We start from the raw sequence: 24,114 nt of genomic DNA, 5'->3' as shown, positions 1-24,114 counted from the left end.
TTAAAGCAAAAAGGAACTCATATGAAATCAAACCAATCGTTATCCGTGGAGACCTGTCGTCCACTGTCGCCCCGCCGTCATACCAGCGACGCTAACTCGGTAGAGCAACTGGTAGAAGAGCAACTGGCGCATTTTAACATTCGCCCTGATACCGCTTACGGTCAGGCGCTGGCTGATACGGCACGACACCTGTATGGTGCGCAGCAGGGTGTCCAGCAACTCTGGCAGGTTACACGAGATACCCTGGAAAGGTTAGATCAAAGCGACAAGCTGAGCTATTTCAATGCAAAAAAGTTCCTGTCGTTTCAGATAGCCAAAGTACTCGATACTCTGCAAAACCCCTTTCGGCAAACCTGGCAGAGTCTGAATAAATCCGCGCCGCAACACTACCCGATTTTTGACAATGTGCCGGCGCTGTTCTCGGCGACACCTGCGGTAGTGAAAACCGCAACATACGTATATGCCTGCACGGAGTGGATAGAAGACGCTTTTGAAGGTAAAGAATCAACGCATCAGATCTACAGTCGGTTAATGAATCCAACCAATATTTCACTGGCCAATGCCATTGTGGATCTGGAAGCAGGGGATCAGGCTGGTGCTTATCTGGCCTGGAACTTCAACTCCGGTATGGCGGCTATTGATGCGCTGTTATCAAATGTACTAAGCCACGGTGATATTCTGATTGTGTCGCGTAATGTGTATGGTGGCGTGTATCAGTTGCTACATGATTTCTTCGCCCGCGAGAACCGCTTAAACGTAACGCTGGCCTGGTTCGACGGCTATTCGGCAGAGGAATTTGCCGATCATCTTGCCAACGTTCAACAGCAGTATGCCGATAAGCTGGCAGCCGGTAACCGTTTGCATGTGTACATTGAATCGCCCTGCAACCCTCATGGACTGGTACTGGATGTGCCGGGTATCTGCAAACTGGCCCATGCACAGCAACTGCTGGTCATGCTTGATTCCACGCTGGCTACGCCAGTGCTGCATAAGCCCCTGCAACATGCCGATAAACAATGCCGGCCGGACTATGTAGTGCACAGTTACACCAAAGATATTTGCGGTACCGGCACCACTACAGCAGGCGTGGTCATTGGCGAAAATCACCGTATGTTCCAACCCAAAGGCACCAGCTGTGAGGGCGTCGACTGGTCGCAAACCCTGTTCTGGGACGTGTATTATATTAAGGGCGCATTCCTTGATTCAGAGAAGGCCTTTGACGTGCTGACCGGCATGAAAACGCTGACTCAACGGATGCTAACCAAGGTGATTAATACTCAGGTATTTACCCATTTCCTCGACTCCCATCCGCACATTAAAGTAAACAGTCATGCCCTGAGTCACCATGAAAATGCTGGCCTGCGCGAACAGCAACACAGTCATGGCTGGCCTTGTGCTTTGTTTACCGCTGAGCTTGATCTGCCGGAACTCGACCGGGTGCAATTTGCGCGCTTCTTTGATTCGCTGGAACCTGCTTTCGGCCATCAGATAAGCATCGGTCAGACCAACACGCTGATCCTGTGCCCGGCGCTAACCTCTCATTCTGAAATGAGTCGGGCGGAGCAGCAAAAGGCCAGCATTGCACTAACCACCATGCGTATTGCCATGGGCTGTGACTGTGTTAAATCACTCATCGCGCATTTTGTACTGGCGCTAAAGCAGGCTATCGATCCGATTCATCCCGGGTTTAGTGATAGCTTTATGGCGGCGGCCCGACTGGATGAATTACACCAGCGCGTGGCGGCAGAGGTCCACGCTCAATATTACGGCTCGCAACCGACACTGGTAGAAATGCTGAAGTAATTGAGCTAGAGAGTAAAACGGGGTATCTGCAGATACCCCATTGTTACTTAATTGCCAGGTTATACGAGGCTTTTATACGAGCTTTTCGGCCTGGTCGATGCCAGTCGCTTCTTCGTAGTCTGAATAATCGCTGTAGCCCTCGCTACCGCCACCGTACCAGTGACTCGGATCATCGAATGACTCAAGCGGATAGTCATTAGCAAACCTGACCGGTAAATCAGGGTTAGTGATCCAGGGGCGGCCAAAGGCAATCATATCAGCGTCGCCGCTGCTGATACGTTGCTCGGCGGTGTCTTTGTCGTAGCCACAGTTACCTATCAGTAATCCTTTATACACATGACGGAACTCCTGCAGGGTCATGGCTTCGCCGCGTTCATGAAAACCAAAAGCCAGGCCGTCCATCACATGCAGATAGCCGATGCCCAATTGATTGAGCTTATCTGCCACAAACATATAGGTTTCTTTGTAGTCGTCGGCGCCCATATCGTTAAACACGCCGTTAGGGGATAAGCGCACGCCAACCTGTTCGGCAGGCCAGACTTCAAGAACCACCTGCATGACTTCGGCTAAGAAACGGTAACGATTTTCCAGACTGCCGCCATAGTCGTCGTCACGCTGATTACTGCGGCTATCAAGAAACTGATTAATCAGATAGCCATTCGCAGCGTGAACTTCAACGCCGTCAAAACCTGCTTCTTTGGCATTGATAGCAGCCTGACGATAGTCTTCCACAGTGCGCTTAATGTCTTCAACAGCCATGGGGCGCGGCACTTCAAAGGGCTTTTTGCCTTTTGGGGTATAAATACCATCGCCATCGTTAATGGCAACCGCCGATGCAGAAAAAGGCAGCTCGCCGTTATGGAAGTCGCTGTGCGAGGCCCGGCCGGTGTGCCACAGTTGTAACACCATTCGACCACCTGCAGCGTGTACTCTGTCGGTAATACTTTTCCACCCGGCCGTCATCTCGCTGGTATAGATGCCCGGTGCGTCCACCCAGCCATTGCCCTCTGGTGAAATGCTGGTGGCCTCGCTGATCAGCAGGCCGCCTGAAGCGCGCTGTACATAGTAATCGCCCATAATTTTATTTGGGACTCGGTCCGGGCCGGCACGGCCTCGGGTGAGTGGGGCAAGTACCATACGGTTTTTCAGCTCCTGGCCAGCAAATGTGACCGGGGATAATAAATGCGGTGCTGTCATCAAATCTCCTTGCGGTGTAGTAAATCTGGCGCTCATGCGCCAACTTCTTTATTACGCAGCAAGGTGGTTTTTAGTTTATCCGAAGTAGGGCAGGGAGTTGCTGGTGACGTGATCGTAAATGAGGGTGGTTTCTACGTGGACTACCTCATCCCGGCCGGTTACCTGAGTAAAAATAAAGTCGCGCAGATGCAATGCATCGGGTACACACACATGGAGTAAAAAGTCGTTTTCACCGCCCATATGAAACACACTGAGCACTTCTTTTTGCCCGACCAGCTGCTGCTGAAACTGAGCAACGGTATCACGGTTATGTGAGGCCAGCCGGACCGCCACCATGGCCTGAATATGGCCGCCGAGTAAGGTGTAATTAAACTGGCTGCGGGCGCCTAAAATTATCCCCTCATTTTGCAAGCGTTTGATGCGTTCAAGGCAGGAAGACGGCGCCAGATCCACATGGCTGGCAATGGCTTTGTTGGTAATGCAGGGGTCTTTAAAGATACAGGCCAGTATGGCTATATCGGTTTCATCAAGTTTACGCATTATCCGTTTTCCCTTACGATTCAGGTAGGTTAATCAATCAGCCAGTGTCAGGCTACCGAGCACCACCGCGCGGGATGCGCCGGTGACATTTGGCACATTACCCGGCACCCGGTGTAAATAGGCCCACGCCAGCCAGGCAAAGGCAACGCCCTCAACCCACTGCGGGTGCAATGCCAGGCTATCCGTGGCTTTAACTGTACAGTCCGGGAGTAGTTCGCCTAACTGCGTCATTAACTCACCGTTAAACGCACCGCCACCGCACACATAACACTGCTTTACCTGTTCCAGTGCTCGTATTGCATTGGCAATGGTAGTAGCCGTAAGGGCCAGCAGGGTGGCCTGAACATCTTCGGGGGCGATACTGGTACCCATGTCATGCAGGTGATGGCGTAGCCAGACCAGATTAAAATATTCCCGGCCGGTACTTTTTGGCCCGGTACCCGAGAAATACGGGTCGGCGAGCAGGCTATTCAATAATGGCTGGTTAACCGTGCCGCTGGCAGCCCAGTTACCGTCGCGGTCGAAGGGTTGGTTCAGGTGCTGTAAACACCAGGCGTCCATCAGCGTATTGCCTGGCCCGGTATCAAAGCCGCGGGTCGCTCCGGCATCAACGCCCTCGAGCACGGTAATATTGGCAAAGCCGCCGATATTTACGATTGCACGATGTTCGCCGGCTTCGGCAAACCTGGCTGCGTGAAAGGCTGGTACTAATGGCGCGCCCTGGCCACCATAGGCAATGTCTTTACGGCGAAAATCGGCGACCACATCAATGCCTGTTAGAGAGCTAATAGTATTAGGATCGCCGATTTGCAGGGTAAAGCCATTGTCATCCTGGTGGCCGGGAGGGCCATCGGGATAGTGACGAACGGTTTGACCATGAGAGCCAATAGCGCGGATGTCCGCCGGTGACAAGTGCTGTTCTGCCAGCAATTTGTTTACCGCTTCAGCAAATACCCGGCCTACGGCCCGATCGGCCTGGCCAAGGTGATTGATTTCGTTGGGACTAACAGTGCAAAGCTGATGCAGTAGTTCGAGAAGTTCGGCTGGGTAAGGTATTGAAACTGCGGCTATTGGCGCGATGGAAGTATCGGTAATATCAGTCAGGATGGCGTCTACACCATCCATACTGGTTCCCGACATCACGCCAATATAGTAGGCCATGGGTTTATTGCATGGCCAGCATTATACGGCGTGAAGTGCCGAGTTGAGCGAGGCGTTGCTCGGCGATTTGCATAAAGGCATCGCGCTGTTTCGGGTCGATAGGCAGTGCCTTGGGTAAATCTACGGTGCGCGGGTTGCGATGCACACCGTCGACTAAAAACTCGTAATGTACGTGGGGGCCTGATGCCAGCCCGGTACTACCAAGATAACCTATGGTTTGACCCTGTTTTACAATGTCACCTTTCTTTACGGCTTTCTTTTTAAAGTGCAGGTATTTGGTGGTGTATTTTTCACCGTGCTGGATAAATACATAATTACCATTGTATTTGTTGTAGCTGGCTTCAATCACCTTACCATCGCCGGCTGCCATCACCGGAGTGCCTACGGCTGCAACATAGTCGGTACCGCGATGCGCTTTCCAGCGCTTTTGAACCGGGTGAAAACGTGCCTTGCTAAAGTTGGAGCTAACGTACTTAAAGTTGATTGGCGCGCGCAGGAAGCTCTTGCGCATACTGCGACCTTCAGGAGTGTAGTAGCTGCCGTCTTCGTGCTGAATGGCGGCAAATTTTTCACCCTGGTTAACAAATTCTGCAGCAACAATATCGCCATAGCCAACAAACTCGCCGTCAATATAGCGTTCTTCATACACTACGTTAAACGTATCGCCGCCACGGATTTCCATGGCAAAGTCGATATCCCAGCCAAATATACCGGCCAGGTGCATAATCTGGTTATCTGTGAGGCCAGCGGCTACACCAGCGTTCCAGAAGCTTGAGGTAATCTCACCCTGGGCAAAATTGTGACGCACTTCTACCGCTTTGCTGTCTATGTGGGATAGCAGTTCGTCGCTGTCTTCCTGAGGTTCGATATACAAAGTATCGGTAGGCGACAGGGCATAACGTAAACCGGCAAACTGATTATCAATCACGTTGAGATCCAGCTTGTCACCGGGCAGCAGGGTTACCAGGGTTTTTGCCTGTTCACCTGCATGGCTGACTGCGTAGGTATCTTTAGGGCTTAATCCGGCGCGTTTGAATATTTTGGCCAGCGTATCGCCGCTTTTCACCGTGTAGGTTTGCCACTGAGGTTCATCATCCTGCTCAATGATCACATCGGATTGCGTTAACGTCATCGACAGGGGATAACGCTTGCCGGTTTCCAGGATCAGCGACTCGGTATGACGCGACGCTTCCACCTTTTCTGATGGCAGTAAAATGAGTAATCCAACAAATGCACTGGCTGCCACCAGACCAATACGGTGCGGCCGCGGCATTTGCTTAAATAAATCAGTGAGTAATTGAGGTCTATATATCTTTCTCATAACAGCCTGAGAATAGCGGTTTCGGCCCTGAGATGCTAGAGGGATCAAGTAAATTTCAAAGGATCAGAGGCTTAAAACGGCAAATATTCGCGCTGTAGGGCTCAGAAAGTGCATAAAGGGTTTTAATAGGCGGTCGGCGCGCGTAAAATGCCCGCCCAGAATGAAGTTAGATGGAAGCAGAAAAATGAGTGACTGGCAAGCAGCCCTGGCCGAAATTAAACGGGGTACTGACGAAATATTGCCCGAAGATGCCCTGATTGAAAAATTAAAGTCAGGCAAGCCGCTAACCATTAAAGCGGGATTCGATCCGACCGCACCGGATTTGCATTTAGGCCACACGGTCCTGATCAACAAAATGCGCGCTTTCCAGCAATTAGGCCATAACGTGGTGTTCCTGATTGGTGATTTTACCGGCTTAATTGGCGACCCGACGGGTAAGAATGTTACTCGTAAGCCACTTACCAAAGAGCAAGTGCTTACTAACGCTAAAACCTATCAGGAACAGGTATTCAAAATCTTAGACCCGGAGAAAACGCAAATTCGGTTTAACTCCGAGTGGATGGATCAACTGGGCGCGGCTGGCATGATCAAGCTGGCAGCCAGTCAGACCGTAGCCAGAATGCTTGAGCGTGATGACTTTAAAAAGCGTTATGCCAACGAGCAGCCTATTGCCATTCATGAATTTTTATATCCGCTGGTTCAGGGCTGGGATTCTGTGGCACTAAAAGCCGATGTTGAACTTGGTGGTACCGATCAGCGTTTTAACCTGCTGATGGGACGTGAACTGCAAAAAGAGCAGGGCCAGTCTCAACAGGTGGTACTGATGATGCCGTTGCTGGAAGGCCTTGATGGCGTGCAAAAGATGTCCAAGTCGTTAAACAACTACATTGGCATTACCGATGCGCCGAATGACATGTTTGGCAAAATCATGTCCATTTCTGATGAACTGATGTGGCGCTATTACGATCTGCTGAGCTTTAAGCCGCTGGACGAAATTGCTGAGCTTAAGCAACAAATGGCGGATGGCGCGAACCCTCGTGACATTAAAATCACCCTGGCGAAAGAAATCATTGCCCGCTTCCATTCTGAAGAGGCCGCTGAAGCTGCGCATCAGGACTTCATTCAGCGTTTTCAGAAAAATGCCATTCCTGATGACATGCCGGAAGTCACTGTTGCATTAACCGACGGTGAAGTAGCGATTGGTTACCTGCTGAAAGAAGCCGGACTGGTTGGCTCAACGTCTGATGCGATGCGCATGATTAAGCAGGGCGCGGTAAAAATCGACGGTGAAAAAGTCACTGATACCCGTTTGGTACTCACTGAACAGGGTGAAAAGGTTTATCAGGTAGGTAAACGTAAGTTTGCCCGCGTCACCCTGGCGTAAGCTTTTGGTGCGCTGCGTCCTGCAGCGCACTTTCAGACGTTATTACTGCTGGCTAAACGTCAGCAGCATTTCCGCCGCCACACAGGCACAAAGTGAATAACACACCGGGCAGTCGTAGCCTTCGTACATGGCCGCATATTGCCATTTATTGGGATGTTCTTTAATTAGTCGGCCGCCATTCTTACTGAAGTATTTAAACGCGCTGTTGCCCGGGCTGGCAAGCCATATATGGGCAAGGCCCGCATTACTACCTTGGCGCTGAGCAGCGTCGATGGCTTTGCTCAGCAACGTGGAGCCAATCCCGTAACCCTGCATCGCCGGATCCACCGTATTACATTTAAAGTAACAAACCGTTGCGGGATCCACGTCCCACTCCGCCGGGGTTGCCCACTGATCAATATCCCACTGGCCCTGGGCAAAGGTGAGGCGAAAGCCGACTAACTGGTCGCGATAAAAAGCAACGATGCCAGCATTAATGCCGTCTTTTAGGCCGCGCTGGTAATAATCGGTTAAATTATCCAGATTCAGATAACCTTCGCCCTGCACCCGGTTACCCAGCTCAAGGACCGAGGCAAAGTGGTCCGGAGTGAGTGCTGTATAGGTAATGTCTGTGCTATTTTTTAGTTTTGCCAAGATCCATTCCCTGTAAGTGGACGTCGAGGGCATCCAGTGATATTCGGATCTCCAGAACCGACTGCCAAAGACTATAAAGTAGAAAAACCAGACTGGCGGCAAACAGCCAGTTACCGGCTAACTGATACGACAGATAGATGGCCAGCATCGACAATACGCACAGAAAAAAACTGAACACGCCGGTTTCCTGCATGCGTTTAATGTAGTGAATACGCTTGCGCAGGTTTTTGATTTGCGCCTGGGTACTCTCGTTGTCTTCGCCCTTGTCAAAGTGGCGAATTAACGACGCCAGGGTGAGGAAACGGTTGGTGTAAGCCAGTAGCAAAAGGGAAATCGCCGGAAACAACATGGCCGGCGTGGAAATATCAATAGTCATAATAAAACGCGTGGAGCAATAAGACCGCTATGATGCCGCCAAAGCCGCAATATGTCTATGCCAGGATGTGAACCGGGCGGTACAGCAGAGGGTTATTGTTCAACCGGCAGTGATTCACTCTGCCACGCCTGCATATCGCCATCGAGGTGATACAACTGCTCAAAACCAAGGTTGGTCAGTGTCTCCAGAGCAATGCCCGCACGACGCCCGGAGCGACAATAAACCAGCACCGGTTTTTGGATAGAGCCGAGCGTGGCCAGGCGAGAGGCAATCTCGGAATGGGGAACGTTGAGCGCACCAGGAACATGACCTTCAGCAAACTCTTCGGCACTACGCACATCCAGAATCAGGCCTTCAAAGCCGTTGCTGTGCAGGCTTTCAGGGCTTATGTCGGGTATAGCCTCATGCCCCCTGGCGGTAGCTGACAGCAGTAAACTTAGCAGAGCCAGAGTTAAGGTGAGTAATCGCATGTACGCTCCTATTGTCGATAACTATCGATTCGTTGGCACAGGGTGTCTATTGCCTGGGTAATTCGCAGAGTAAAACGATGCAGGGCGTTAGCATCAGCAGTAACCAGCGGTGCCTTAATAACAGACCGGTGAGGTGTCCAGAAATGTTCAAGTGTCTCCACCGATTGATCACTTGCCGCAATCAGTAATTCCGGTTGACGTAATAAAACCTGCTTTACCGACACCTCAGGGTAATCGATGGGGGAGTCTATGAAAACCGATTCAGCGCCACAGCTGGCCAGAATTTTATTGGCCCATGCGCCCTTACCAATGGTCATCAGTGGCTGTGACCACATGTAGTAAAATACTTTAACCGGGGCGAGATGCTGGTATTGCTGCTTAATTTGTTCAAGCTCATGGCGATAGCCGGTGACCAGTGTCTGGCCAATATCGGTTTGACCGGTCAGAGCTGCGACTTCGAGTAACTCAGTGCCAATATCATCTAAGGTTTGTGGCTGGGAAATGTACACTTCAAGCCCAAGACTTTTGAGGCGGGCAATGTCCTGTGGTTTGTTGCCGCCGCCCCAGGCCAGTACCAGATCAGGTTCGAGAGCCATCAGCGCAGTGAAATCCACGCCCTGATAGTCGGCGATAACCGGTAGTTCAGCCGCTTGTGCCGGGTAATCACTGAAGGCGCTTACCCCCACCAGGCGGTCTTGTGCAGCTAAGCTGTACACCCACTCAGTAAGATGAGGCGACAGGGTCACAATGCGTTCTGCTGACAGCGCTTGTAAGGGGGCGAAGAATAGTGGCATTAATAGCCAGAGGAGCTGTTTTTTCATAATTTTAATTGCCAGCAAAGTATTAATAGCAGAGTGAGCAGCACGGTAACCAGCCAGGTCTGACGATTTATGGCACGTAACACATAGGTCAGATCTGAAAAGCGCACCTGACGAAAGCCGCCCACTCGGGAATGACGTAATTTGGTGCCGTCGTACAAGGCCGGGCCACCGAGCTTGATCCCCATGCCGCCGCCAAATGCCGCCAGCAGTAAAGAGGTTAAATCCCGTTCTGTAGCGTGCTGTAGCCCCTTGATGGCAGCAAGCGGTGAAGTGCTTAAAACAATAAATAACAGACCAAGACAATAGGGAATAATAATCATAGCCTGACTCAACCAGTAGGCCGGCAGACTAAATGCGCTGAACTGGTGTTTTTTGCGGTGCCATTGCCAGCGAAACTCCAGCAATAGTCGGTAAGTCAGGGCGGCCAGTGGGCCAGCCAGCAAAAACCAGAACAGCACACCCACAAACTGCTGCATAAAGCGCAGTAGGTAGCTTTCGATAGCCGCTTTGGCGATGCCAATATCAGATAGAGAATCCGTCTGACGGGCAACCAGCACGCCCAGGCGCTCGCGGGCAAGCAGCTTTTTGTTGCCGCTGAGGGCTTGCGTGATCAACTTATACTGGCGACGTACCGGGTAGAAATTTATGCAGCAGAACAGCACCAGTGCATCAAAAAACCAGGTGTACTCGGCCAGGCTCAGCACAAAAGCCAGTACCACCAGAAAAGGCAGGGTCAACACCACAATACCCAGCGTACCGCTAATATAATGCTGCGAAAGCGGAGCGGAGGGAGCCGGGCAAACCCTGGCTGCCAGATTAGTGACCAGCATCCGGTAAAGTGTCATTGGATGCGTTTGGGGAGGTATCCGCCACACCCGATCAAGCAGGATCACGCTTAGCGCGATGATCAATGACAGTGTGACAGGGGGCGGCAACGCTATCATCAGGCTTAATCAGGCGCCGGTTGTGCGGTCGGTCATGACTTTTATCATACCCATCACCAGCTCTGCAGAGTGCTTTGCTGCGGTCTCCAGATAAGCATTGAAGGAAACCGTGGAGGTTTTACCGGCGATATCCGAAAGTGAACGGATCACCAGAAACGGCGTGCCTAACATGTGGCTGGTCTGAGCAATAGCGGCGCCTTCCATTTCGGAGGCGCTGATGGCCGGAAAGGCTTCACGCAGCCGGGCGGCTGCTTCATCTGTACCGATGAATGAGTCACCGGTGCAAATCAGGCCGCGGATTGTTTTAACATGCAGGGCATTGGCTGCGGCTTGTTCTGCTGCGGTAATGAGTTGCTCATCACATTCAAAGACAGTTGGCATGCCAACACACTGACCTGCTTCATAGCCAAAGTGAGTAATGTCCACATCATGGTGTTGAACGCCATTGCCAATGACAATGTCGCCAATATCAAGGCTGGTATCGAAGCCGCCCGCAGAGCCGGTATTGACCACGAAGTCCGGTTTAAATGACTGGATCAGAATGGTAGTGGCGACTGCGGCGGCTACCTTACCGATGCCACACTTTACCAGCACCACATCAACACCGTGCAGGGTGCCGGTGTAGAAAGTCAGGTGAGCGATTTCCTGCGTTTGTAACTGGTCGAGAGAATCTTTTAACAGGGCGACTTCCTGGTCCATGGCGCCAAGGATACCAATTTTCATAATCTGCCTTTAAATTGCTTATTTAACTGGGAAATGAGTGCGCAGGATTTACTGATGCACTACCCTACACTAGGGATGAAGTGTAATATGAATGTGTTATCGGGTACACAGGGATTCGTAAAAGGAAGGCCAATCGGCGACATAGCCTGCCACTGGCCTGTAATGGCATTTTGATTTGGTTGTTTTCAAAACCTATGAACGCAAATTTTAACGACAAATTGTCTGCTGCCTTACTGTGTAGCTGCCTGTTGGCCTCACCGGCAGCACTGGCAAGCAGTGAAAAACTGGAACTCTCCGGTTTTGGCCGGGTGGTAGCCGGGTTTACTGATGATGCTGATGTGTCTTTCGAAGGCTACGAGAATGAGCTGTCGTTTCAGGATCGCCGCTATGTCACCAATATTGATGGCCTGCCCGGACTTGTTTTCAACGGTGTTTACAACACAAATGTGCGTTTCAGAGCATCTTACACCACCGCCGATTTTAGTGTGAATCTGGCCGAAATCTCTGCGTTTGCCGATCAGCTTCGTAGCTCTGGCTTTGCTGAAAGTGCCGACTCTCTGACTATGGAAGGTGAGTTTGATATTTACCAGGTGGGTCTGGCATTGGATGAGCTCGACTATAACCTTGCCTGGGAATGGATGAAAATTGAATCTGATACCGTACTGGCGCCGAATATTGAAAGTTACTATGTGCAGGGCGGGCTGGTGTTCCAGCCATTTACCGTCCATCTGACTTATGCTGATATGGCAACGAATCCGCAGTCGGCGGCAACCGACATTCCGCTGGGTTTAGCACCGGATCTCGACCAGCTTTATTACGCCTATCAAACCGTCTTTGCCAGAACTCAGGCTGCGGATCTGGAAAGCGTAACGCTTGGTGTGCGCTGGGATGCCGGGGTGAGGGTGGCTTTTAAAGGCGAGGTCACCCATTACCGGGGAGCCCTGGGGATCTCAACCTTTGAGGCGTTGGGTGACAGAGACGCCTTCGATGAGCGGGTGAACCTCTATCAGGTGGGTATGGAGTTTGTCTTCTGATGCAAATTACACATTCTCTCAGAAAGCTGTTAATGGCTTCCGTGTTCGGGATTTACACTGTAAACGCCCCGGCGCAGGAACACGACATTATGGTGGTGGCCAACATCGATAACCAGACTGTGAAACTGGACAAGGTCGATATCCGCAATCTGTTTATGGGTAATGCCAGCGATGTGGTGCTTGAACCGGTGTCGCTGCCGCCACAAACTCTCGCCAGAGCCGTATTTAACACCAAGATAATCGGTTTAACCGAGTCCCGGATCCAGTCGTACTGGTCGCAGATGCGCTTTAGCGGGCGCTCTCGTCCGCCCAGAGAAATATCGGCGGTTGATGAATTGATCAGTTATGTATCCAGCCATAAGGATACGGTGGCGTTTGTACCGGCCAGCGCTGACATTCCGGCTCATCTTACCGTAGTATATTCAACGGCAAAGATGTAGGCTTGCTTATAAATACAAGAAGGGCCCGAGGGGCCCTTTTTTTGCGCTTGAGCTTAGATGGCTACTGAAGTTACGCCGCGACCTGCTCACCGCCAGGCTGACGACTGGAACGCAGCGGCCGGGTAGGACGCGTTGGCTGCGGTGGATTCATTTTACTGGCAGCCATTCTGGCCTGCTGTTTGCGCAGTGGTAGCAACTTGGTTTCTACGCACTCTTTGACCTCATCCACCGAGTAACCGGATTTTACCTTGAAGCGGGCGTGGGGAATGCCAGCCGCATCCAGGGCGCCAGACACAAACCAGTCGCGTTGGGTTTTGTAACCTTCCTTCCCCTGTTTGTGGACCAAATCAATGGCCAGCACCGGCGTCATGTCGTCGCGACGACACAGCACGAAGTCGAGTTGCTTACTGCCAGCGCGCAGCAACGCCTGGCGAGCCTGGCGTTTATTGGTGCTATCGCGTACAGCCAGCAGGTCGTTAAGACGAACCCGTGAGACAATTCGGAATTCACGGCCAACGGCCTGTTCCAGCAAATTGATAAAGGTATGCTCTACCTGAGTAAAAAGCTGTTGTTTTTTACGAAAGGGAAAACTCATACCGTGATCAGAGAGTTTAAGTGCACCAACAGTGACAATTATCAGCAGCATAAACAAAATAATGGCAAGTTCCATACGCTTCCTCAACAATTCAATGCGCACGAGCGTCAATAAAATGACAGCCCCGGGCGGCAGGACAAACTTGTTAGAGAAATAGCAAAGGCGGTGCCAGTTATTCGAAACACTGGCAGGCGAGGGAAATAAAAGTTAGTCGTTGGTCAGACTGGCCAGGGGAGCGGGTGTTTCTGAGCCCAGCACCAGGATATCTACCTGGGCGCCATCACCATCGGGTGACACCACCACGCGGACATTCTGGGCGTCATTAACCAGCAGCATACGTTCGTTGTGCTCGCCTTTCAGCGATAAGTCTGGCATCAGTGCCAGATAGTAAGCCACAATAGCGTCTGGGGTATCGCCAATAAAGTAAACCATGGAGGCCGGCATTTCGGTGTCAAAAGGCTGACACTGCCTGGCGTCTTCGTGAATTTTGACGGCAAAAAACTCAGTCGGACAGCTAGTGATTTGTGGCTGTGACTGCGGAGCCGTGGTGGCCATTGAGTCGGTTGCCATCAGCGACGAAGCCATCACCATCAGGCTGGTTACCAGAATGAGTTTACGCGGCGTGAATTTCATAGTCTGACGTTTACTTTTATACATACTGTTACTATAGGAGAGCTCTGCACGCTAAGCAATTGCAATAGCCTCGATTAAAGTATTGCGTAGCAATCATAAGTATATTTCCTGAGGACAGGTTTATGCTGCCATAGCGACGGTATGGCAACACAAAATGCAGTGGGGAATACCATTGCGACGGAGCAATAGTTTGGGAAGGCTTTCCATACTATGTACCATAATGCACAATACCCCAGTGCAATTCACTTCAGCACCCTCAACCAGGAGCGTGCTCTTCAGTCTACGGCAGTGATCGCTGCCGTGGGTGAATAAGGGGTATGACATAATGCCAGACAAGACTTCCTCCATTACCACCCTGAGTGACATGGCGGCCTGCGCCGATTACTCTTTTATATCTTCTCTCAAGGCAGACCCTCAGGCCACATCTGATGGCGTTGATCATCAGCCACGGCAGGTGTTTTGCGGTCACTATGTGCCGGTCTCACCAACGCCATTAAAAGCGCCAGGTTATGTTGCGCACAGCAACTCACTGTTTCGCGAGCTGGGTCTGGATGACGAGTTGGCAGTAACCGAAGCGTTTGTTCGCTTCTTCTCTGGCGATCTCTCTCAGGCTCCTCTGCCTATGCGCAAAACCGGCTGGGCCACCGGCTATGCGCTGTCTATCTACGGCACTGAATATATCCAGCAATGCCCCTTTGGGACCGGCAATGGCTATGGGGATGGCAGGGCGATGTCGGTGTTTGAGGGGATGTTTAATGGTAAGCGCTGGGAGATGCAACTTAAGGGCGGCGGGCGGACGCCTTATTGTCGTGGCGCAGACGGACGTGCGGTATTACGTTCCAGTGTCAGGGAGTTTCTGGCCCAGGAACACATGCATAGTCTCGGGGTACCCACCTCGCGCTCCCTCAGTTTAGTCATGTCGCATGCTGAAACTGTTAACCGGCCGTGGTATTACGAAGGATTGTCGTCTTTTGAGCCTGAGGTGATGGTGGCCAATCCGGTGGCGATTACCACGCGCGTAGCACCGTCGTTTATTCGAGTGGGTCAACTGGAGTTGTTCGCCCGGCGGGCGCGCAGTCAACAGCACTCCGAGGCTGTTGCTGAATTACACGCGCTGGTAAGCCATTTGATTGAGCGCGAATACTCCCTCGAAATAGACAGCAGTCTGGCATTGCCTGAACAGATCATACAGCTGGCCGAAATCTTTCAGGAACGTCTGACCTCACTGGTGGCCAACTGGATACGGGTCGGCTATTGCCAGGGTAATTTTAACAGTGATAATTGCGCAGCCGGCGGTTTTACGCTGGACTATGGCCCATTCGGGTTCTGCGAACTGTTTGATCCCGTTTATCAACCCTGGACGGGCGGAGGCCGGCATTTCTCCTTTTTTAATCAAACCGCGGCAGCCGGGAAGAACTTTATGATGTTCTGCGGGGCTCTGGCACCGCTGCTTCAGGACGAACCTGACCGGCTCAACGAACTGGAGGCAATTGGCACTGGCTTTGCCGCCATGATGGAAAACAAACTGGCGGGCATGTGGGCGTCTAAACTGGGCCTAAAAGCTTACGAACCTGAGTTGGTAATGGCGTTGCTCAGGCTGATGGTGCGTACGTCAGTGGACTACACCATGCTGTTTCGCGAGCTGTGTCAGCTTCCCGATACGGTTACAGCGATAACAAAGTGTTTCTATCAGCCGGTGGATGAGGCATTAGAGCAGCAGTGGAATAACTGGCTGCAGAGCTGGCATCAACATCTCGACGATCGCTTTAGTCATGCTGAAATCACAACCAGGATGAAAGGGGTAAACCCCAAATACACCTGGCGGGAATGGTTGGTAGTCCCTGCCTATAAGCAGGCTGAAAAGGGCGATTTCACCTTATTAAGGGAGCTGCAGAAGGTGTTATCTGCCCCTTTTGAGGAGCAATCTGAAAACATTGAGGCAAGTTATTATCGCTTACGACCTGCTGAGTATTTTGACGCCGGCGGCGTTTCGCATTACAGCTGTTCTTCTTGAGTAGCTAGGGGCTGTTGCTCTTTGTTGTACACTTTTGCAGCAGTCTGTGTGTCATTTAGACAAGGCGACTGTTTGCAGGTCTAGTGGGCTAAATCAAAAACAGTCAACACAGTATAAATGACACACAGGCGCTGCCCGAAGGGGTCGTCATGAAAGCATTTTACTCTTTGTCACAGCCCTTTGACGTAGAACAACTATGCCTGCAGGACTGTTTCGCGATTAAAATGCTTTCATATAGACCAAAATTCGTACAGCAAAGATCAACGATGAAATGGTCTCCTCCTCTCTAACGGCATCGCAATGTGCCAAACTTGGAGTTGATAATTCAAGTTAACAAGAGAAGAAGACCATGAGTAATATTACAACTGTTGGATTAGATTTAGCAAAGAATGTCAGCCATTTTGTGGGCTGCAATCAAGCAGGAAAGATTGTTCGTAAGAGAATGCTTAAGCGCTCTGAGATACTTGCGTTTTTCACTACACTTGATAAGTGTGTAGTCGGCATAGAGTCTTGTGCAAGTGCGCATTATTGGGCGCGTGAGATACAGAAGTTAGGGCATACAGTTAAGCAAATCGCGCCGCAGCATGTGAAACCTTATGTTCGCGGTAATAAAACAGACTATAACGATGCTTTGGCAATTGCAGAAGCCGTCGTACGTCCTGAGATGCGAGTAGTGCGTACAAAGACGCAAACACAGCAGGATATCCAAGCGCTGCATGTTATGCGTAAAAAGTGCGAGCGAGATAGGACGGCGAATTGTAATGAAATTCGTGGCCTGCTTTATGAATATGGGGTAGTGCTGCCCATGGGAGTACATAATGTGTATAAAGCCCTTCCTGATTTATATGATAGACAAGCTGACAATGGTTTAAGCGAGTTATTCAAAACATTGCTCGAGCAGCACTATCAAAAGCTGGTTGAGTTAGACGTACATTTAGAATGGTATACGAAGAAAATCCATGCCCTAAGCCAACATGAAGCCTGCCAGCGTTTACAGAGTATTCCAGGCGTTGGTCCGATCATCGCCAGTGCGCTGTATCAACACATTGGCAACGGTAGTGAATTTAAAAATGGACGAGCTGTATCGGCTTCAGTGGGTTTAGTGCCCAAGCAACATAGCTCAGGTGGCAAACAGAATTTATTAGGTATCAGTAAGCGAGGGGATGGCTATCTTAGAACGCTATTGATACACGGAGCTCGGGCAGTGATGCGTGTGAGTAAAACCAAAGACACGCCACTGGCGCGATGGGTAAGGCGCATTGAGCAAACACGCGGGCGCAACAAAGCCGCTGTTGCTCTGGCCAATAAACTGGCCCGTATAGCGTGGGCACTATTAGCTCAAGGTGGCCGTTATACGCCTGAATGGGCATCGGCTTAATTTAAACGAATTTAACGAGTTCACTTCCAAGGATTGCTGAATAAACATAATGTGATGACAACCTGGTTAGACCGACATATCGAAAACCTGATAGGGGCTATGGATTAACAATCCGTGTCAACGATAAGGACGATATGGGCGAAGTTCATCGAGGCTCGAAGTTATAGCACTTCATCAAGAAGCCGGATATACGAACGCAAACCTGACTTTCAAAACAGCCAGTTTATTCTTGCAATATTGGAGGAGACCATATACAGCCCCTAAACACCAGACAAAAAAATGGAGCCATGCGGCTCCATTTTTCGTTTAGCTTGCTGTCAGGCTATATCAGGCACCGATGTAATCGAGGATACCATCAGCGGCTTTACGGCCTTCATCAATAGCAGTTACCACCAGATCACTACCGCGAACCATATCGCCACCGGCGAAGATTTTCGGATTAGATGTCTGATAAGCGAACTGACCTTTTGCCGGCGCACGCACGCGGCCTTTCTCGTCCAGAATAATACCGTAGTCGGCAAACCACGGGGCCGGGCTTGGCTGGAAGCCAAAAGCGATAATGACCGCGTCGGCTTCCTGGACAAACTCAGAGCCTTCCACCACAACCGGACGGCGACGTCCTGCTGCATCGGGTTCACCCATTTCGGTGCGTACCAGTTTAACGCCAATGGCTTTACCGGTTTCATCCACAGCAATATCGAGCGGCTGGGCGTTAAATTCAAATTCAACGCCTTCTTCCCGGGCATTCACCACTTCACGGCGTGAGCCGGGCATGCTTGCCTCATCACGACGGTAAGCACAGGTTACCTGCTCAGCACCCTGACGAATGGAGGTTCTTACGCAGTCCATGGTGGTATCACCACCACCCAGTACGACAACCTTTTTGCCTTTCATATCAATAAAGTCTGCGGCGTCTTTTTCCAGACCCATGACTCGGTTGGTATTTGAAATCAGGAACGGCAGGGCTTCGTAAACACCGTCGGCACCTTCGTTATCGAAGCCACCTTTCATTGACTTGTAAGTACCCATGCCCAGGAACACGGCATCGTACTGGTCAATAAGATCCTGAAACGGTACGTCCTTACCAATTTCGGTATTCATTACAAACTCAACACCCATCTCGGTAAAGATTTCGCGACGCAGTTTAATGACGTCTTTTTCCAGTTTGAAAGAAGGAATACCGAAGGTCAGCAGACCACCAATTTCTTCGTATTTATCAAATACCACAGGCTTCACGCCGTTACGCACCAGGATGTCTGCGCAGGCAAGGCCAGCCGGGCCAGCGCCTACGATAGCCACTTTCTTATCGGTCCAGGTAACGCCGCTCATATCCGGACGCCAGCCCATTTTAAAGGCGGTGTCGGTAATGTGTTTTTCGATAGACCCAATGGTTACCGCACCAAACTCGTCGTTAAGGGTACAGTCACCCTCACACAGACGATCCTGCGGGCAAACCCGGCCACACACTTCCGGCAAACTGTTGGTTTGGTGAGACAGCTCGGCTGCCTCAATAAACTTGCCTTCGTTAGCCAGTGCCAGCCACTGAGGAATATAGTTATGTACCGGGCACTTCCATTCGCAGTATGGGTTACCACAGTCCAGGCAGCGATCTGCCTGGCCTTCTGCCTGTGAGTTGGTCAGAGGATGGTAGATCTCAGCAAAGCCGTTTTTACGATCCATTATCGGCTTCTTAGGCGGATCAATCCTTTCTACGTCAATAAATTGATATACATTCTTAGCCATTATCTTCTAACCTCTCTATTGCGCCTGAATGCGCAGTTCCGCGCTGGAACGACTAATATGGCCCAACAGATTTTTCACATCACTGGTTTTTGGTTTAACCAGTTTAAAGCGTTTCATGGTATTGGCGAAATCGTGCAGCAGATCCAGTGAGAACTGGCTGCCGGTTTCTTCGTAGTGCTGGTTGATAAGGCCACGTAAGTGCTCGGCCAGAATGACTTTATCGTCGATATCCAGTACTTCAACCAACTCCTGGTTAACACGGCTGTTCAGATCGCCCTGCTCATCGTAAAGATAAGCGAAACCACCTGTCATACCGGCACCAAAGTTAATGCCTACCGGACCCAGTACCGCCACAATACCACCGGTCATGTACTCACAACCGTTGTCGCCAACACCTTCTACTACGGCAATCGCACCAGAGTTACGAACACCAAAACGTTCACCGGCACGGCCAGCAGCAAACAACTTGCCACCGGTTGCGCCGTACAGGCAGGTGTTACCCATAATGGCACTTTCGTGGGCATTGAATTCGCCTTTGCGCGGCGGATAGATAACCAGCTTACCGCCGGTCATGCCTTTACCCACGTAATCGTTGGCGTCGCCTTCGATGTACATGTTCAGGCCACCGGCATTCCAGACACCGAAGCTCTGCCCCGCCGTCCCTTTGAAGGTGACGGTGATTGGCATTTCTTCCATATCGTGGTTGCCGTAATGTTTGGCGATTTCACCAGACAGTAAAGCACCTACTGAGCGATCGGTATTACGAATTGGGTAACTTAAGTTAATACCACAACCTTTAACAACGGCCTCTTTAGCATCCTTAAGCATCTTCGCGTTAAGCACACCTCTGTCGAGTGGCACGTTGGTGGTTTCTGAGCAGAACAGACGGGTGTGCTCACCGGCAACCGGCTTGGCCAGAATAGGTGACAGATCCAGTTTGTTTTGCTTAGCGGTATGACCGTCAAGCAGTTCCAGTAATTCGGTGCGTCCGATCAGTTCATCAAACTTACGAACGCCCATAGATGCCATGATTTCACGGACTTCCTGTGCCACAAACTTAAAGTAGTTCATGACCATTTCCGGCAGGCCAATAAAGTGGTCGCTGCGCAGTTTATCATCCTGAGTGGCTACACCGGTTGCACAGTTATTGAGGTGACAAATTCGCAGGTATTTACAGCCTAAGGCAACCATCGGGCCGGTACCAAAACCAAAGCTCTCTGCGCCAAGAATAGCGGCTTTGATTACGTCCAGACCGGTTTTCAGACCGCCATCGGTTTGCACCCGTACTTTATGGCGCAGGCCATTCTCAACCAGTGCCTGTTGTGTTTCAGACAGACCCAGCTCGAACGGACTCCCCGCATATTTTACTGACGTTAACGGGCTGGCACCGGTGCCACCGTCGTAGCCAGAAATTGTGATGAGGTCGGCATAGGCTTTAGCAACACCGGTTGCGATGGTGCCTACACCTGGCTCAGAAACCAGTTTCACTGAAATAAGTGCGGTTGGGTTCACTTGCTTCAGATCAAAAATTAACTGAGCTAAATCTTCAATAGAGTAAATATCGTGGTGCGGTGGTGGTGAAATCAGGGTTACGCCTGGCACCGAGAAACGCAACTGAGCGATATACTTATTGACTTTATCACCAGGTAACTGACCACCTTCACCTGGTTTTGCACCTTGTGCAACCTTGATTTGGATGACATTGGCATTAACCAGATAATGTGGCGTAACGCCAAAACGGCCAGAGGCAACCTGCTTGATTTTCGAGTTCTTTTCGGTGTTGAAGCGTTTCGGATCTTCACCACCTTCACCGGAGTTTGACTGACCGCCTAAACGATTCATGGCAATTGCCAGCGCCTCGTGGGCTTCCGGGCTTAGCGCACCGATAGACATGGCCGCGGTGTCAAAACGTGGGAACAGATTTTCCGCCGGTTCAACTTCGCTGATATCCACTGCTTCACCTGCTGGCAGCACTTTCATTAAGTCGCGCAGGTGAGACGGAGCACGGTCGTTAACCAGTGCTGCGTACTGCTGGTAATCGGTATATTCACCGCTAACCACAGCTTTCTGCAGGGTTTTGACGACATCCGGGTTGTACGCATGGTATTCGCCATCGTGAACATACTTAAGTAAGCCACCATGCGACATTTTCTTACGCTTCAGCCAGGCAATGCGTGACAGGTTGATGGCGTCCTGCTGGAAGTCGTCAAAAGACGCGCCTTCAATTCTGGAGGTTACCCCTTTAAAGCACATTTGCACTACGTCGCGGCTGATACCGATGGCTTCAAACAGTTTAGAGCTACGGTAGCTCGCAACGGTACTGATACCCATCTTCGACATGATCTTATACAGGCCTTTATTGATACCTTTACGGTAGTTCAATACTGCCTGCATAGCGGTTACGTCAAGCTCACCTTTTTCGCACAGCTGTTCGATGGTTTCATATGCCAGGAATGGATAGACCGCGGTAGCGCCTAAACCAATCAGTACGGCGAAATGATGCGGGTCACGGGCAGAAGCGGTTTCTACCACGATGTTGGCGTCACAACGTAACTGCTGATCCACCAAGCGGCGGTGAACTGCACCAACGGCCATCGCGGCAGGGATAGGCAGCTTGTTCGGCTTGATGTTACGGTCTGACAGCACTACAAAAGCGGCGCGTTTTTGTTTCACAAGGTACTCTACCTCGTGGCACACACGCTCAATGGCTTTCTTCAGGCCTTCATCCTGTGAATACTGCAGATCAATAACTTCTGAATAATAGTGTTCAGGGTTGAATTCACGTAACTGTTTTAAATCGGTGTACATCAGGATGGGCGATTTAAATAACACGCGATCAGCATAACCACTGGTTTCGCTAAACACGTTTTGCTCACGACCAATACAGGTCGCCAGTGACATTACGTGGTTTTCCCGCAGCGGATCGATAGGCGGGTTTGTCACCTGCGCAAACTGCTGGCGGAAATAATCGTACAGGGTACGGTGTTTGGAAGATAACACTGCCATTGGCGTGTCATCACCCATTGAGCCTACGGCTTCCTGACCGTCTTTACCCAGTACTTTAATCACCTGATGAATTTCTTCATAGCTGTAGTTAAACAGCTTGTGATACACCGCCATGGTGTCGTCGTTGAATACCCGCTGACCAATGAGAGAGGCATCCATATTTTCAATCGGCGTTAATGAACGGATGTTTTTCTCAATCCACTCGTGGTAAGGGTGGCGGTCTTTTAGCTCGTCATCAATTTCGGTTGAACGCCAGATTTTGCCGTTGTAGGTATCAACTGCAAGCATTTCGCCCGGACCAACGCGGCCTTTTTCTACTACGTCTTCAGGTTCGTAATCCCAGATACCAATTTCTGAGGCCAGCGTAATGAAGCCGTTTTTGGTCAGCACATACCGCGCCGGGCGCAGGCCGTTACGGTCCAGGTTACAGGCAACGTGACGACCGTTGGTCATTACGATACCGGCAGGACCATCCCAGGGTTCCATGTGCATTGAGTTAAACTCGTAAAATGCACGCAGCTTGGGATCCATGGTGTCATTGTTCTGATATGCTGGTGGCACCAGTAAGCGCATGGCACGGAACAGGTCCATACCACCGGCCAGGAACAGTTCCAGCATGTTATCCAGCGACGATGAGTCAGAGCCTTCAGTGTTAACAAAAGGGGCAGCGTCTTTCAGATCCGGGATCAGTGGCGTGGCGAATTTACCGGTACGGGCCATTGCCCAGTCGCGGTTACCTTTAATGGTATTAATTTCGCCGTTGTGCGCCAGATAGCGGAAAGGCTGGGCCAGCGGCCATTTGGGCAACGTGTTGGTAGAAAAGCGCTGATGGAATACACAGATGCTGCTTTTCAGATCTTCATCGGCGAGATCTTTATAAAAGGCAGGTAAGTCTTTGGGCATTACCAGGCCTTTATAAATAGTTACCAGGCCAGACAGGCAGGCAACATAAAAGTCAGGGTCGTTTTCGAGGCGTTTCTCTACCCGGCGACGCACCATAAATAAACGGCGTTCAAGATCGCGTTTACGCCAACCTGCCGGCGCGTTAACAAATACCTGTTCGATTTGTGGTACACCGGTTAACGCCAGTTCACCCAGCACGTCGTGATTAACCGGCACTTCACGCCAGCCCACAACATCCAGGGTTTCTTTTTGCAGCTCTTCATTAACGACTTCCCGCGCAGCTTGCGCCAGTGTCTCGTCCTGATTAAGGAAAATCATTCCCACAGCATATTTCTTGCTGAGCTTCCAGCCATGCTGCTCTGCGATCATGCGGAAGAAGGCATCGGGCTTTTGTAATAGCAGACCACAACCGTCACCGGTTTTGCCGTCTGCGGCAATACCGCCACGATGTTGCATGCGGTCAAGCCCTTCAATAGCAGTAGTTACCAGCTTATGGCTGGCTTCACCTTCTATGTGGGCAATCAAACCAAATCCACAGTTATCCCGTGAATCGTTGGGATTATATAAACTCATTCTCTTAACTCCTTAAACCTTAGACTGGGCAAGGTATGCGCTGCATTTTTGGCCAGAAGTGGCTTTGCAACGTCGTAACAACGCGTAATCAACTGAAAAATATAGAAAAATCAGTTTGCGCCGGTTTGTCGTTAATTATTATTAGTGGATACCAGTCATGTACCGCATTTTTATGCACTATTGCCAAGCGGGCCGTACAAAATACCGATATTGATTCCTAAAATCAATCGGAATGTGTAGGCCGGGTTTTATGAAATCGTATACAATCTTTGTTGTGTATAAATATCAATGACTTAGCTGTATTCTTGGACGCAAAAAAAATCGAAAAAAAATACTCAATCGTAGCTGGAAAACCATTGTCAGGGTTTTATGTCTACAACTTAAGTTGCATAAAAAGTCGTAATATTTGGGTGTTTACCCAA

Annotated in this window: 20 protein-coding genes; 6 read left to right on the top strand and 14 right to left on the bottom strand. The window is 50.6% G+C overall.

All coding sequences use genetic code 11. The features are described 5' to 3' along the window. Window positions 1-21 precede the first annotated feature (21 nt). The gene (locus tag C6Y40_RS21595) at window positions 22-1,803 is read left to right on the top strand and encodes a trans-sulfuration enzyme family protein (protein ID WP_105936464.1); all 1,782 of its coding nucleotides are present in this window, start codon (window positions 22-24) and stop codon (window positions 1,801-1,803) included. A 72-nt stretch (window positions 1,804-1,875) separates the two neighbouring features. Here the strand turns inward: C6Y40_RS21595 and C6Y40_RS21590 are convergent, their stop codons facing one another. The 4 genes from C6Y40_RS21590 to C6Y40_RS21575 form a co-directional block, all read right to left on the bottom strand. Then, window positions 1,876-3,000, bottom strand: coding sequence for an alkene reductase (locus C6Y40_RS21590; RefSeq protein ID WP_105936463.1), 1,125 nt, complete (start codon window positions 2,998-3,000; stop codon window positions 1,876-1,878). Between the two features lie 75 nt (window positions 3,001-3,075). After that, entirely contained in the window at window positions 3,076-3,540 is a 465-nt protein-coding gene (locus tag C6Y40_RS21585) for an Lrp/AsnC family transcriptional regulator (RefSeq protein WP_105936462.1), read from the bottom strand. A 33-nt stretch (window positions 3,541-3,573) separates the two neighbouring features. After that, window positions 3,574-4,701, bottom strand: coding sequence for an anhydro-N-acetylmuramic acid kinase (locus C6Y40_RS21580; RefSeq protein WP_105936461.1), 1,128 nt, complete (start codon window positions 4,699-4,701; stop codon window positions 3,574-3,576). A gap of 4 nt (window positions 4,702-4,705) precedes the next feature. Next, window positions 4,706-6,022, bottom strand: a complete 1,317-nt coding sequence (locus tag C6Y40_RS21575) for an OapA family protein (RefSeq protein WP_105936460.1) — start codon at window positions 6,020-6,022, stop codon at window positions 4,706-4,708. Between the two features lie 184 nt (window positions 6,023-6,206). Between C6Y40_RS21575 and tyrS the strand changes: the two genes are divergently transcribed. After that, complete coding sequence (tyrS, locus tag C6Y40_RS21570) at window positions 6,207-7,406, top strand: tyrosine--tRNA ligase (protein ID WP_105936459.1); 1,200 nt, start codon at window positions 6,207-6,209, stop codon at window positions 7,404-7,406. 42 nt (window positions 7,407-7,448) lie between these two features. On the opposite strand, the gene C6Y40_RS21565 is transcribed toward tyrS, so the two are convergent. From C6Y40_RS21565 to C6Y40_RS21540, 6 genes are all read right to left on the bottom strand, one after another. Beyond that, window positions 7,449-8,072, bottom strand: coding sequence for a GNAT family N-acetyltransferase (locus tag C6Y40_RS21565; protein WP_105936503.1), 624 nt, complete (start codon window positions 8,070-8,072; stop codon window positions 7,449-7,451). Beyond that, on the bottom strand, window positions 8,020-8,415 hold the full coding sequence (locus C6Y40_RS21560) for a DUF2721 domain-containing protein (protein ID WP_105936458.1): 396 nt from the start codon (window positions 8,413-8,415) through the stop codon (window positions 8,020-8,022). The genes C6Y40_RS21565 and C6Y40_RS21560 overlap by 53 nt, the downstream gene beginning before the upstream one ends. A gap of 92 nt (window positions 8,416-8,507) precedes the next feature. Continuing rightward, the gene (locus tag C6Y40_RS21555) at window positions 8,508-8,885 is read right to left on the bottom strand and encodes a rhodanese-like domain-containing protein (RefSeq protein ID WP_105936457.1); all 378 of its coding nucleotides are present in this window, start codon (window positions 8,883-8,885) and stop codon (window positions 8,508-8,510) included. A gap of 8 nt (window positions 8,886-8,893) precedes the next feature. Next, window positions 8,894-9,706 carry a cobalamin-binding protein gene (locus C6Y40_RS21550; RefSeq protein WP_105936456.1) on the bottom strand — a complete coding sequence of 271 codons (813 nt, stop codon included), beginning with the start codon at window positions 9,704-9,706 and terminating at the stop codon, window positions 8,894-8,896. Further along, on the bottom strand, window positions 9,703-10,650 hold the full coding sequence (locus C6Y40_RS21545) for a cobalamin biosynthesis protein (RefSeq protein WP_105936455.1): 948 nt from the start codon (window positions 10,648-10,650) through the stop codon (window positions 9,703-9,705). Before C6Y40_RS21545 ends, C6Y40_RS21550 begins: the two co-directional genes overlap by 4 nt. A 9-nt stretch (window positions 10,651-10,659) precedes the next feature. Continuing rightward, a complete protein-coding gene (locus C6Y40_RS21540; RefSeq protein ID WP_105936454.1) occupies window positions 10,660-11,373 on the bottom strand; it encodes a 5'-methylthioadenosine/adenosylhomocysteine nucleosidase in 714 nt (237 codons plus the stop codon). 194 nt (window positions 11,374-11,567) lie between these two features. On the opposite strand from C6Y40_RS21540, the gene C6Y40_RS21535 reads away from it, so the two are divergent. Both C6Y40_RS21535 and C6Y40_RS21530 read left to right on the top strand, forming a co-directional pair. Continuing rightward, window positions 11,568-12,407: a hypothetical protein gene (locus C6Y40_RS21535; protein ID WP_105936453.1), complete on the top strand. Its 840-nt coding sequence runs from the start codon at window positions 11,568-11,570 to the stop codon at window positions 12,405-12,407. Then, window positions 12,407-12,847 (top strand): hypothetical protein, encoded by a 441-nt coding sequence (locus C6Y40_RS21530; RefSeq protein WP_240622049.1) that lies wholly within the window; start codon window positions 12,407-12,409, stop codon window positions 12,845-12,847. Before C6Y40_RS21535 ends, C6Y40_RS21530 begins: the two co-directional genes overlap by 1 nt. A gap of 70 nt (window positions 12,848-12,917) precedes the next feature. Here the strand turns inward: C6Y40_RS21530 and C6Y40_RS21525 are convergent, their stop codons facing one another. Together C6Y40_RS21525 and C6Y40_RS21520 are read right to left on the bottom strand one after the other, a co-directional pair. Then, the gene (locus C6Y40_RS21525; protein WP_105936452.1) at window positions 12,918-13,517 is read right to left on the bottom strand and encodes a DUF2726 domain-containing protein; all 600 of its coding nucleotides are present in this window, start codon (window positions 13,515-13,517) and stop codon (window positions 12,918-12,920) included. A gap of 132 nt (window positions 13,518-13,649) precedes the next feature. After that, on the bottom strand, window positions 13,650-14,099 hold the full coding sequence (locus tag C6Y40_RS21520; RefSeq protein WP_105936451.1) for a hypothetical protein: 450 nt from the start codon (window positions 14,097-14,099) through the stop codon (window positions 13,650-13,652). 301 nt (window positions 14,100-14,400) lie between these two features. Here C6Y40_RS21520 and C6Y40_RS21515 point away from each other — a divergent pair, with 301 nt between their 5' ends. Together C6Y40_RS21515 and C6Y40_RS21510 are read left to right on the top strand one after the other, a co-directional pair. After that, window positions 14,401-16,089, top strand: coding sequence for a protein adenylyltransferase SelO (locus C6Y40_RS21515; protein WP_105936450.1), 1,689 nt, complete (start codon window positions 14,401-14,403; stop codon window positions 16,087-16,089). A gap of 349 nt (window positions 16,090-16,438) precedes the next feature. Then, window positions 16,439-17,467 (top strand): IS110 family RNA-guided transposase, encoded by a 1,029-nt coding sequence (locus tag C6Y40_RS21510; protein ID WP_105936449.1) that lies wholly within the window; start codon window positions 16,439-16,441, stop codon window positions 17,465-17,467. Window positions 17,468-17,794: 327 nt separating this feature from the next. Here C6Y40_RS21510 and C6Y40_RS21505 read toward each other — a convergent pair whose 3' ends face one another. Both C6Y40_RS21505 and gltB read right to left on the bottom strand, forming a co-directional pair. Beyond that, window positions 17,795-19,210 (bottom strand): FAD-dependent oxidoreductase, encoded by a 1,416-nt coding sequence (locus C6Y40_RS21505; RefSeq protein ID WP_105936448.1) that lies wholly within the window; start codon window positions 19,208-19,210, stop codon window positions 17,795-17,797. 15 nt (window positions 19,211-19,225) lie between these two features. After that, the gene (gene gltB / locus C6Y40_RS21500; RefSeq protein ID WP_105936447.1) at window positions 19,226-23,692 is read right to left on the bottom strand and encodes a glutamate synthase large subunit; all 4,467 of its coding nucleotides are present in this window, start codon (window positions 23,690-23,692) and stop codon (window positions 19,226-19,228) included. Window positions 23,693-24,114: the final 422 nt, after the last annotated feature.

This window comes from Marisediminitalea alba, from assembly GCF_002993365.1.
GTDB classification, from domain to species: domain Bacteria; phylum Pseudomonadota; class Gammaproteobacteria; order Enterobacterales; family Alteromonadaceae; genus Alteromonas; species Alteromonas alba.
The sequence above is the reverse complement of the archived record's forward strand: the minus strand, read 5'-3'. Positions and strand labels throughout refer to the sequence as shown.